The sequence below is a fragment of the Pseudoalteromonas sp. APC 3358 genome (assembly GCF_030408075.1).
Lineage (GTDB): Bacteria > Pseudomonadota > Gammaproteobacteria > Enterobacterales > Alteromonadaceae > Pseudoalteromonas > Pseudoalteromonas arctica.
On the sequence record NZ_JASDCE010000003.1, the window covers coordinates 313,578 to 325,600 of the forward strand.

Consider the following 12,023-nt stretch of genomic DNA (forward strand, 5'->3'; position numbering starts at 1 on the left):
TTTAACATTCCTTATTGTTTCTAATATAAAAACACACTATTTAAAGTAAATAAAGTTATAAAATACGGCAAATTACATTTTGCTCTTTACTCTATTTGTTGCAACGCTGTTGGCAGGGTCGTCTGGCCAAAAATGCTTAGGGTAACGACCTTTCATTTCCTTTTGCACATCGCGGTAACTGCTAGCCCAAAAGTGGGCTAAATCTTGAGTAAGTTGCAATGAGCGTTTACCTGGCGATAGCAGCTCCATAAGCAGTGGCAGTTTACCGTTGGCAAGCATAGGCGTACTGGTCAAGCCGTAAACTTCTTGCATACGCACGCTTAGCTTTGCGGGGCCATCAAGCTGATATTCTATTTTTATATTTGAGCCACTTGGCACCGTTAAGCGCAGTGGTAACAGTGCTTTTAAAGCGGTTTGTTGTTGCCAATCAAAACAGTTTTGTAATGCTTCAAAGTAGTTAAACTTTTTAAGCTGCGTGAGCGTTTTAATATCTTCTAAAAACACGCTTAGCCACTGCGCTGCATTTTGAATGAGTTGTTGCTCATTTGTTTTTGGGAATTTATCAGGCATTAAATTACTTGCTAAGCTCATACGTATCAGCAATTGCTGCGCATCAGGTTGCTCGTTAAATAATGCAAAGCCATGTTTAGCAAATAAGTTTAGCCACGCTTTAGCGCGCTCGCTCTTATCTAGTTTTTGCTTACTAGGCTGGCTGCTGAGCGTTATAGCCCCGAGCTTTACTTCATCTTGATGAATAAAACGTGCTGATTTTTCGTCAAACTCACAGCGAGTAAGTTCACTAAATAAATGCGGTAAAAATTCTTGTAACTCAAATGGGTTAAGCGCAGTGGCTGTAAATATACGCCCTCCTTTGTGCCCGCCCATGGTTGCTATAGCTAAGTAATCGTCGTTGTGCCAGTAATCGGCATTTAACTCAGCACCTGCACCATTGGCAAGTAAATAACCATTACCGCGTTTTTTAGCAATACGATCGGGGTATGCCAATGCCACTAGCAAACTAATATAATGCGTATTTAATTCGCTGTTTTCGTCTTTTACTTTTAAACGGCTTTGCCAATATTTTAACTGTTGCTTAAATACCGGATGCGGACGTTGCTGTTGGCTATGCAACGCTAAACTCAACTCGTTTGCACTGTTTACTCGGCTCTCAAGTAATGCCACCAAATAAATAGCGAGCCTAAAAATACCAGGGAGTTGGTCATCAAGTATTTGTGCTTTTAGTAGCATATGCGCCAAACGAATATCAGCACCAAAACCTAACATTTTACTGCCAAGCGGTGTGAGCTTACCTTTGCTATCAATAGCTTCTAGCATGTTAAGCAGGTTACTTGCTTGCTCGCCTTGTTGCTCAGTGGGCTTATCAAGTAGGGTTAGCTCATCAATACTGGCTCCCCACTGCTTTGCCTCAAGCATAAGTTGGCTTATGTCTGATGTGAGTATTTCGGGATTGTCGTGGCTATTACGTCTCTCAAAGGTTTGCTTTGAACCAATTCGATAAACAATGCCCGGCTCTATTCGCCCTGCACGCCCTGCACGCTGCACAGCAGACGAGCGCGATATACTTTGTGTTGTGAGCTCAGTGACCCCTGTTTTTAAATTAAAGGTAGCTGCACGGCGCTTGCCGCTGTCAATTACAATGCGTATGCCTTCAATAGTTAAACTGGTTTCGGCTACATTGGTGGTAAGCACTACTTTGCGCATGCCGTTTGGTGCAGGAGCAATAGCAGCTTGCTGATTGGCTTTATCTTGCTCGCCAAATAGCGTTGCTACTTGGCAGTTACTGGGTAAATCGCTAAGTGCTTGTTGCACGCGTAGTATTTCAAATTGTCCAGGTAAAAATACCAATGCGCTACCTGTTTGCTCATTAAGTGCTTGTTTTATTATGGTAGGAATTGCATCAAGCCAACGGCTTTCATCTTTTATGGGTATGTATATTTCGTCTATTGGGTAGCTGCGACCGCTTGATTGAATTACAGGGCAGTCAAAAAACGCTGTATAACGCTCAGTATCAAGAGTTGCCGACATAAGCATAATGGTTAAATCTTCACGCAGCGCACTTTGGGTCTCGAGCGCAAAGGCAAGTGAGGTATCGGCTGCAATTGAACGCTCATGAAATTCATCAAATATCAGTAAATCAATATCGCTTAATTCGGGGTCGTTTTGCAACATGCGCGTTAGCATGCCTTCGGTGACTATTTCGAGGCGCGTATTAGCGCTTACTTTACTCTCGCCCCTAATCCGCAAGCCCACACTTTGCCCAACACTCTCGTTTTGGCACTTTGCTAGGTAGCTGGCTATATTACGAGCAGCTAAACGGCGAGGCTCTAGCATTACAATACGTTTAAAATGCCCATCGCGCATTAGTTGCAGCGGCAACCACGTAGATTTACCCGCACCAGGCGGCGCTTGTAATAACGTAATAGGATTACTTTGTAATGTAGTAACGAGTTGTTGATATATGTCTTGAACCGGCAGCACAGCTATTTACCCTAAATTGCTTTGCAGGCATTGTAACAAAAAACCGCAGCGACACCGCGGTAGATGTTTATTAATAATTGCTATTAACTACCCGACACCATTCTAATTCGATCTGCAGGCACTCGTAATTGCTGCATTAAGTAAATTTTAAATGAGGCTTCGTAAGGTTGCTTATCAACCGCTTTTTGCATGCATAAAAGCCATGCATCACTTTGCTCAATTCCTACATGTAAATGTTTGTGCGCTTGAGGAATGTTAATACTGCCAAAATGTTCAGCGTATAATTTAGGACCACCTAACCAGCCCGACAAAAAGTAAGCAAGTTTTTTACGCGATGCCAATAAGTCTTTTGAATGCATACTCCTTATATGTTCAGCCTCTTTTAAAGCGTCCATATTGTCGTAAAACGCATTCACCAATTGTGTAATACCTGCTAACTCACCTGCCATTTTGTATGAGCAGTCATCCACTCCGTATTCACACGTTTTTGTATTCATAACTCACTCAGGTTAACTACTTTGTTTAATACCTGCATATTAGCTTAAAACAAAAATTTAAGAATGAGTTACATCAAAGCGGCCTAATTTATGTCAGCAATAATTACAGGCTGCTATGTATATTTTTTAATAAAAAGCGCAATATTAAAAACAAAATCGCTCAACATAAAAATATAACCAACTGATAATAAAAATAATAAAATCATTATTATTCATTGGTACAAGGCTTGCTACTTTATAACTGACAGTTAATTCACTAACCTAAAGTAAGGATAAACTTATGAACAGCGATCGTATCGAAGGTAATTGGAAAGAACTTAAAGGTAAGGCTCAACAAAAATGGGGCGATCTTACCAACGACGATTTAGATAAAATTGAAGGTAGCCGTACAGAGCTAGTTGGTAAAATCCAGCAGCAATACGGTAAATCTAAAGAAGAAGCAGAGCGTGAAGTTGATGAGTTTGAAAAAGGTCGTTAAACCGCGTTAACCGCTTTTAAAAAAACCGCCATTTGGCGGTTTTTTTTGTTTAAGCTGTAGGTTATTTAGCTACGCTTTTAATTGGTTACCAATCGGTAACTGCCTAATACGCTTTCCGCACGCTGCAAAAATAGCATTACATAATGCTGGCGCATAAACTGGTGTAGACGGCTCGCCTACTCCTGCTGGTGGTGCATCACTTTGTACAATTTCAACTTCAATCTCAAGAGGTGCGTCGCTCATACGCGGTACGCGATAATCATGAAAATTACTTTGCTGTACGCGCCCTTTATCAAAGGTAATACCATCGCTGATTGCAGTTGTAATCCCATAAATAGAGCCACCTTGGGTTTGGTTTTTCACGGTGTCGGTGTTTACAACAGTACCCGCGTCAATGGCAACCCACGATTTAATCACTTTTAAATCGCCAGCATCCGACACTTCTACCTCAACTACCGTAGCTACGTAAGTTAAAAAGCTTCTATGCGCTGCTATGCCTAAACCTCGACCTTTAGGAAGCTCTCGCCCCCATTTACTCATGTCAGCTACTTTTTCAATAACATGGCGCAGTCTGCCAATATCTAGAGGATAAACCGCTTTATCGCCACCGTAATTATCGTATGTGGCATTTTGCTCAGTTACATCAACAATGCGACTCGGACCTATAGTGTCTAGTAAATAGTCTTTTTGGTCGCGACCGGCTTTATGCGCTGCTTCGCCAATAAATGACTGAATAGCAAAGGCATGAAAAATATTTGATACAGAGCGCATCCAACCAATTCGTGCTTTGGCTTGCGCATCACCGTTTTCTAACTTCATATTAGGTGTGTTAATAGGATTATCGGTAAATCCTAAGCGTAGTTCAAAGCTTCCTGGCGTAGTCGCCCCTTCTGAAAAGGTAGAGGTAATTGGTGAAAACGCGGTGCGGTGTAAATACGATTCTATTGCGCCATTTTTATCTAGCGATGCTTCAATGTGCTGAGCCGAAACTGCATGGTAAAAACCATGTTGTATGTCGTCTTCACGCGTCCATTGCACACGAATAGGTTTGCCTACTTTCATTGAAAGGTAAGCTGCTTCTGCTGAAAAGTCAGGTTTTGACTTACGCCCAAAACCGCCTCCTAACATGGTAACGTGAACATTAATTTTGCTCTCATCCATGCCAAGCATTGCCGCCACTGTTTTCATATCGGCTTGTGGATTTTGCGTAGCAGCCCATATATCAACACTGTCTTTGTTGTACATAGCTGTTGCACAAGGCGGCTCCATTGGTGCTTGAGCAAGATGCGGTGCGTAATAATCAGCTACCAATTTATTGCTCGATTTAGCCAACACGCCCATGGCATCGCCTTTATCACGTATGTTTGCCTGTGGAGTTTGTACTGTTTGTAATAATGACTTTTTAAATTCTTTTGAATTGTAATCGCCATTTTTGCCATCATCCCACACGACTTTTAATGCTTTACGCCCTTGCCATGCAGCCCATGTGTTTTTAGCTATAATCGCAATGCCACCTTTTGGCTGAAACTGCGGTGCGCCTTTTGGTGCAGGTATTTCAATAACATCTATAACGCCGTTTATCGCTTTTGTAGCACTGGCATCAAACGACTTAACAACACCGCCTACTACCGGCGGGCGTTCAATTATAGCCACCAGCGCTTGTGGTTCGCGTACATCGGCTGCAAATATAGCTTTACCTGTTACTAAATCGGCTAAATCTATGTGCGCCATGCCGGTATTAATATAACGCCATTCTTTGCGTGTTTTAAGCGTTAGTTTGTCAGCTTCTGGTGGCGTTATTGTAAGCGCTAAGTCGATTAAATCTTTATAAGTAAGCGATTTACCTGAGCTGTGTGTAACAACGTGTTGATTAGCAGTACAGGTTCGTGGATCAACTTTCCAAAACTTAGCGGCAGCATGCTGCATCATGTAACGTACACTTGCGCCCATTTCACGCAGGCGCTGCATGTTGTAGCGAATACTGCGCGAGCCATCGGTATTTTGATCGCCGTATTTAGGGTCGCCCTTACCCTGAATAACAATAACCTTATCCCACGCGGCTTCCATTTCATCGGCAACTATTTGTGCAATCGCGGTGCGAATTTGCTGACCCATTTCAGAGCGATGGCAGGTTATTTCAACCATGCCGTCTGGGCGCAGTGCAATAAATAAGTTTGCGCGTTTTGCCAGCTCAGATGGCTGCTCTAACACACCCGCAAATGCTCTTGGCGCACTGCTTACAAAATAAGTGCCGAGTACCAACGCACCTATTGCACTGGTTTTTAAAAACTTACGGCGGTTTAAATCAAAATATTTGTTATCTTGGCTCATACTTCTTCCCCTTGTTCATTTGGGTCAAAATACTGAACACTCGCCATTGTTTTAGCAGCTGATTTAATTGCTTTATGAATACGCGGGTATGTACCACAACGGCAAATATTTCCCGACATATTACTTACTATTTCATCGTCGGTTGGGGTTGGGTTTGCAGCTAATAAGCTTGCAGCTTGCATCATTTGGCCGCACTGGCAAAAACCACACTGCGGTACTTTATGCTCAACCCATGCTTGTTGCACTGGGTGATCGCCCTGCTCGCTTAACCCTTCAATTGTTGTAATTGAAAGACCCGCTACTGCCGCTACAGGTAATACACACGAGCGCTGAGCTACCCCATCAATATGCACAGTACACGCACCGCACTGAGCCATACCACAGCCAAATTTAGGGCCGGTTAAATTCAATTCGTCTCGGAGATACCATAATACTGGCGTTGACGGATCGCCAGAAAACTCATGTTTATTACCATTAATGGTAAGCGTGATCATACAAAACTCCTTGGCAAAGCGCTTTACAGGAGGGTTCCTTGTTGCGCGAGAACTATTTTTAATTACTTACTATTTTATACTTACTACTTTTAGCCTACCACTTAGATCTGTTTTATAAAAATACTAATTATTAGAACGTTTAAACCACATTGAAATTATTAACGTCTGATTATTAGTATTAGACTAGGGACTGCAGACCTTTTTAGATTGAAGTTCACTCAATCTAGGGGAGATTTAATCGCGGCGGGAGGTTTGTAAACAACAAAGCGTAAATTGCCCCTATGCAGAATCCTCGGGGCAGTGCATGTTAAACCTCGAAAGATAAACAGCCCTAAATAAAAGCCTAAAAACACCCAAGTTAAAACTTACAATATATTTAAGCAAAAATCGTATTAAGTAACCACATCGTTTATTTGCAAAGTTTAGGGTTGTACAATACCCACAACAAAAGCAAGCAATAAATCGTTGATTTTAAAAAGATTATTAATAAATAAAAAACCGCCATTTGGCGGTTTTAGATAGTGTAAATAAGCTTTTAACTACTAATTAAAACGGCGTCTACCAAATAAAACCACTGATAGCAGCGTAAGTAAGTAATAAATACTGCCACCTGAGCTAGAGCCTGAATCAGATGATGGAGTCGCTAGCGCAGCAGCTTGCTTACCTTCAACGTTTATAGTCACAGTTTGAACTGCTGAACTATCAAATTTATCTTTAGCTACATAGCTAAACGTTACTACATGATCGGATTCGCTCGTAGGAGTTAGTTTAAACAATCCAGTATCAGGCTCAAATGTTAGAGTTCCTGAGTTTGGCTCTGTTACCACTTCAAATTCAAGTGTATCGTTGTCGCTATCTAATGCTGAAAAGCGACCATTCACTTCACTCTTATAAGAGGTGTTATATGTTACATTTTGAGCTTGTGGGGCTGTATTTGTAAGTTCAATAACAACATTATGAAGCTCAGATTCAACTAAAGAATCTTTCACTGTAAAGCTAACTGATACTGGCTCAACCGAGTCACCACTTGGTGAAAAGGTCACGCTACCTAAAGCAGAATCCATTAACTGAATTTGCCCATGAGCAGGCGAATTTTTAATTTGAAATACTAATTGCTCAGCGTCTTCATCCATACCTTCTAGATTAAAGTTAAGCGGTGTACTCCAATGAGTTTGCAGTGTCATATTATTTGCTGTTGGTGCTGTATTTGTGAGCTCTAACGTTAAGCTTGATAACGCTGAACGTGAACGATCTTTTACTGTGTAGTAACTAAGCTCGTCAATGCCTACAGTCCCCGAAGGTATATAAGTTAGTAGACCCGTCTGTCTGTCGGTAAACTCGACCCTACCCAGAGTTGGTCTCTTATTTAAAACTACATAATCAATATCATCTGATACAGGTAAATCTATTTGTATGCTTTTTAAAACATGATCAGAGTAGCTTACAGCTTCAGGTTTAGCTAAAGGCTCAGCAACTTGATTAGAAAACACCTCCAATGACTGACCTGCCAACAAGGTATAATCAACATTATTATACGTAGAAGTTGCTAACCAACTGTCATTATTATTACGCTCAACAGTGTATGAAACCACATTGCTATCTAGGTTATATTCACCAAACTGATCTGAACACGAATACTGCACAAACCCAGCTCTTACAGACACAATGTTATTTAAAGAGTTTTGGCACACTTCACTAATTAATGTTGTCTGCCCATTTAAAGCCACTTTATAAAGTGAGCCATTATAGGTAGATGCAACTAAAGTTTCTTCTCCATTAATAACAGTGTTAACCAAACCGTTAAAGCTCTGCTCCAAAGCAACTTTAGATATAGTGTTTTCAGAGTAGTCATAACTAATGAGGTAATCACTAACGAGACTAACCACATCTATATTTTCGTTATTAAGAAAGCTTCCAGTTACTATTGAACTCATACCGCCCCAATAAAATCCTAAGCGAGGCGATGTCTTTAATAACTCTCCAGTTTGCCCATTTAATACTTTAAAAAAGGTACCTTCACTTCCTGTATGCTCAGCACCATTACCTACTATTATTTCTAGCTTGCCATCATTATTAATATCTAACGTTGTTAAGGTACTAATGTAGTCTCCGTCGCCAAGATATGTTTGAAATAGCTCTTCACCCGTTTCAGGTGAAAACACCTGTACATTCGCATCGTATATAGCAGAGCTGCCAGCAATAATATAATTCTTACCATCATCAAACAGCTGAGCAGTAGTAACTAAATTATTATTATCCCAATCGTTATTAACGCTTATATTTGTAAGTATTTTTTCATTAGTTTGTGTATCTACTATATGCAAAGCGTTACTGTCACGCTCGGAATAAAGTATATCTAAGCTTCCGTTGTTATTAATATCAGCAAGTGCTAACGCTTTATTTGAGTAGTACTCAATGCCTTTAGCCCACTGTTGAGTTTTGTCATCCGTGTTGTGAATATAAAAACCATCTTCACCTGACGAAGAATAACCTGAGCCCCAAGCAATATTTTGCTTACCATCACCGTTAAGGTCATCTACAACAATGCCCGACACACCATGCTCTGGATTATTAATACTCCAAAACTCAACGCCTGTTGTGAGTGAAAGCGCGTATAAACTCCCCCACTGACCATCGCCGTAAACTAAATCGTCGGTACCATCATTATCGATGTCTGCAACTATTACTTTATCAATATCTAAGTCGCTTTGGGCTGTCCATAAAATGCTTTCAGTGCTTGGGCTTAGCATTTCTATGCTGTACCAACTTTGCCCATTAATCACTTCATCTAAGCCGTCGTTATTAATATCAACAGCAATTAAATGATCGCCATTAATACTTACACTAAGTTGTTTTTGCAGTACAAATTCTGAATTTTCGAATCTATAAACCGCACCATCACTAAATAAAACTTCTTTTGCATTAGCCTCAGTAAATGAGCCTGTCACAAAGTTTTGTGGTACGTTTTCAAGTACCGCAATTTCAGATAAATCGAGCGAGTTAAGAACAAAAAGCTTACTGCTTTGATAAACAAAAAGCTCATCTTGCCCATCGCTATTTATATCAAACTTATCTGCTGCTCTTGGGTAATAAAACTCTTTACTTAGTTCTATCTCTTGAGTGACTAAATTAACTTTATGTACTGCGTTATTTTCTAAAACATATAAGTAGTATGTATCTGCCACTGTATCTTTAATTAGCGTGGTATCTTCAATATAGTCATCAAAGTCGTAGCGAGCAGTTACTTCATACGCACCTTTCACATATTCTATAATATTAAAATTGCTCTCTTGGGCGGATATAATGTGCTTACTACCCACACCCGACAAAGGTGCCACGTACAAGCCTTTTCGACCTGTTGAGTTGCCTAACGAAAATTCACGAAATACGCTGCTAAGCTCTATGCTTTCCTCGTCTGAGGCAGGTTGAGTAAGGCTATTATTTTTTATAATTGGCGCGAGTAGAGGTTTTTTAGATAAACTTTCAAAATGAGCTTTATCAAAATTTATTTTTTGATCGTTAATTAAAACAGCATCACCGTAAGTATTTTCTTGAGTGTTTTTTATAGGCTGAGCGTGAGTATTGGCATTCACTGAATACGCGCTCATCATGAGCAACGTAAGGCAAGATAGTTTAATCAATTCCATAATCCTTTGTATTTCTTTATTTAATCACGTCACTACAACTGCAACGTTCCATTAACACGGCATTATATAGAGTACCAACCGGAAATAAAGAGGCGATTAACAAAGTTTTACAAAGGGATAGAAGAATAAAGTAATAACATTTAACTTGCAGCTAAAGCTACTTTTATAGAGATTTTAGCCGCATGCTTACTAATAAAAAGCGATTAATGAGTGCTTATAACATCTTCAGACAACAATCGCTCATCGTCTTTATAAACTTCAAGCCAACCTGGTGGTGATGTATCGCAGCCAATAATGGTTACTTGTAGCACATAACTATAACGACCATTTTTAAACGTATAGTGATGATTCCCGCCGCTGCCCTCAAATGTAATATCGCCATTTAGTAAAACCATATCAGGCTTGTCACTTGGCTTTTTATTAATACCCCACACTGCATACCGAAAATTATGCTCGCCTAAATCATCAACACGAACATGATAGTTAGCCGTTTTCCAATTGAGTACTGGTTTTTCAAAAGTATTAATACTTGCGTGCAAGGATTGCTTACCTTGTTCGATTAAGTTTTTAGCAAGTGCCTGCTCTTTAGTATTTTGTGTATTTACAGCAATAATTTTACCGTCAGTATCTACCCACATAACGCCGTTATTTAGCATAATGCCGCGCCAACCTACTTTCTCCCAATCGGTGTTAATGTTTGAACTGGCAATAACTGCCACTAGCTCATCATTAAATACTTCATCAAAGCGGTTGATAAACTCAGCTTCATTTTTAATGTCAGGTATGGGGTATCGTCGTTTTAGCGGGTAATAAACAAGCGAAGCAATAGCTGCTTTATCGTCACTTTCAAAGGCTGCAATAACAGGTAAAACGAACTCGTGATATTTTTGCTCAAGAGCAAATGTGCTAGATGTGAAAAGTAGAGATAAGCACAGTAGGATGTGGTTTAGATGTTTCATTTATAGTCCTTCAATTTGGGCTTTTATTATATTTCTAATACTTTGACCTAAAATCTTAGAACATACCTTTCTGCTGAGGCGCTTCTTTATGATCTGTAACTTTCGTAATGAGTTTTTCGATCTTCAAACCTTGCGGTGTTTTGGTCTGAATTATTTCCATTTCAACTATTAATAGATCCCCTTTACCAAACCGCTCTCCTTTATCTACAGTCTCAATAAATTCTCTATCAGTAATCTCTGCATAGAAACTGGATTGTCCATCAAATAATTTCCACTTATTTCCATCTTTAAAGGATGGTGATTCAATAGTTAAACCTGTTGTAATTGTATTTTTTGAAATTGGTAAATCGAAATCTAGAGGTTTAAAAAATTCAGCATCATTAGCCGAAGCTTTAGTTTGGATGTCAAACTTTGAAGATTTTAACTTTACTTCGCTTAACCCTTTGAGCAAAGGCTCTCTAATAAATGTATCCAATGAATTAGCAGCTTTTGGGTCAGAAAGAACATTTAGCGTTTGAATATGAAATACTTGAGTATGACCATTAGAGTTTTCAATATTAACTGTATTCGCATTACTATCTGGTGTGCACTGCTTCGGTTGATTGCCAGCTAAATGAATACACAACTTAATTGAGTCAGTAGCCAGAGTAATAAGGTCTTTGGGGGAGCTGGTGCAAAATAGTGCTCCAGAGGATAAACCTACAACCTGAAGTAAAAAATCAATATCAAATGATTGTCCTCTAAAACCTGATACATCCATACATAGCGATGCATCTTTACCATAAGCTTCTGTTGTAATAACGTTCATAAATTCATCTAATGCCAAAATATAGCGAGCAACATCTTTCGCTTTTAGTTGCCCTTTTTCAACTGCTGCACCGTAATATTCAAGAGATAGCTGATCTTCCGTAATTGTCTGCATTATAATTCCTTAGTTAGAGTAACTAAAACTTAGTATCCTTTATGCTTAGTCCAAAACTAATACATAGACTACATGTTCAATCCATTTAATAGTCACATCTAATACCTATTATGTAAACAACTGAGTTATCGATATTTATTGTCATAACAAATATAAAGATACAAAATAAAAACGAGCCAAATTAGGCTCGCTTTTT

At 39.6% G+C, this 12,023-nt stretch carries 8 protein-coding genes; 1 reads left to right on the forward strand and 7 read right to left on the reverse strand.

All coding sequences use genetic code 11. The features are described 5' to 3' along the window. Window positions 1–72 precede the first annotated feature (72 nt). Window positions 73–2,499 (reverse strand): ATP-dependent helicase HrpB, encoded by a 2,427-nt coding sequence (gene hrpB, locus QL995_RS06570; protein WP_290293790.1) that lies wholly within the window; start codon window positions 2,497–2,499, stop codon window positions 73–75. Window positions 2,500–2,582: 83 nt separating this feature from the next. Continuing rightward, a complete protein-coding gene (locus tag QL995_RS06575) occupies window positions 2,583–2,996 on the reverse strand; it encodes a group II truncated hemoglobin (RefSeq protein WP_290293791.1) in 414 nt (137 codons plus the stop codon). Between the two features lie 280 nt (window positions 2,997–3,276). Between QL995_RS06575 and QL995_RS06580 the strand changes: the two genes are divergently transcribed. After that, the gene (locus QL995_RS06580; protein ID WP_007581220.1) at window positions 3,277–3,474 is read left to right on the forward strand and encodes a CsbD family protein; all 198 of its coding nucleotides are present in this window, start codon (window positions 3,277–3,279) and stop codon (window positions 3,472–3,474) included. Between the two features lie 69 nt (window positions 3,475–3,543). Here QL995_RS06580 and QL995_RS06585 read toward each other — a convergent pair whose 3' ends face one another. The 5 genes from QL995_RS06585 to QL995_RS06605 form a co-directional block, all read right to left on the reverse strand. Further along, a complete protein-coding gene (locus QL995_RS06585) occupies window positions 3,544–5,805 on the reverse strand; it encodes a molybdopterin cofactor-binding domain-containing protein (protein ID WP_290293792.1) in 2,262 nt (753 codons plus the stop codon). Next, complete coding sequence (locus QL995_RS06590) at window positions 5,802–6,299, reverse strand: (2Fe-2S)-binding protein (RefSeq protein WP_002958127.1); 498 nt, start codon at window positions 6,297–6,299, stop codon at window positions 5,802–5,804. Before QL995_RS06590 ends, QL995_RS06585 begins: the two co-directional genes overlap by 4 nt. A gap of 542 nt (window positions 6,300–6,841) precedes the next feature. Further along, complete coding sequence (locus QL995_RS06595) at window positions 6,842–9,940, reverse strand: Ig-like domain-containing protein (RefSeq protein WP_290293793.1); 3,099 nt, start codon at window positions 9,938–9,940, stop codon at window positions 6,842–6,844. Window positions 9,941–10,149: 209 nt separating this feature from the next. Further along, on the reverse strand, window positions 10,150–10,905 hold the full coding sequence (locus tag QL995_RS06600) for a hypothetical protein (RefSeq protein ID WP_290293794.1): 756 nt from the start codon (window positions 10,903–10,905) through the stop codon (window positions 10,150–10,152). A 55-nt stretch (window positions 10,906–10,960) separates the two neighbouring features. Then, window positions 10,961–11,827, reverse strand: a complete 867-nt coding sequence (locus QL995_RS06605) for a hypothetical protein (RefSeq protein WP_007376159.1) — start codon at window positions 11,825–11,827, stop codon at window positions 10,961–10,963. Window positions 11,828–12,023: the final 196 nt, after the last annotated feature.

Bases quoted from the DNA above. Each gene is read 5' to 3' on its own strand.
- QL995_RS06575 (WP_290293791.1), bottom strand. From the start codon at position 2,996: ATGAATACAAAAACGTGTGAATACGGAGTGGATGACTGCTCATACAAA.
- QL995_RS06580 (WP_007581220.1), top strand. From the start codon at position 3,277: ATGAACAGCGATCGTATCGAAGGTAATTGGAAAGAACTTAAAGGTAAG.
- QL995_RS06585 (WP_290293792.1), bottom strand. From the start codon at position 5,805: ATGAGCCAAGATAACAAATATTTTGATTTAAACCGCCGTAAGTTTTTA.
- QL995_RS06590 (WP_002958127.1), bottom strand. From the start codon at position 6,299: ATGATCACGCTTACCATTAATGGTAATAAACATGAGTTTTCTGGCGAT.
- QL995_RS06600 (WP_290293794.1), bottom strand. From the start codon at position 10,905: ATGAAACATCTAAACCACATCCTACTGTGCTTATCTCTACTTTTCACA.
- QL995_RS06605 (WP_007376159.1), bottom strand. From the start codon at position 11,827: ATGCAGACAATTACGGAAGATCAGCTATCTCTTGAATATTACGGTGCA.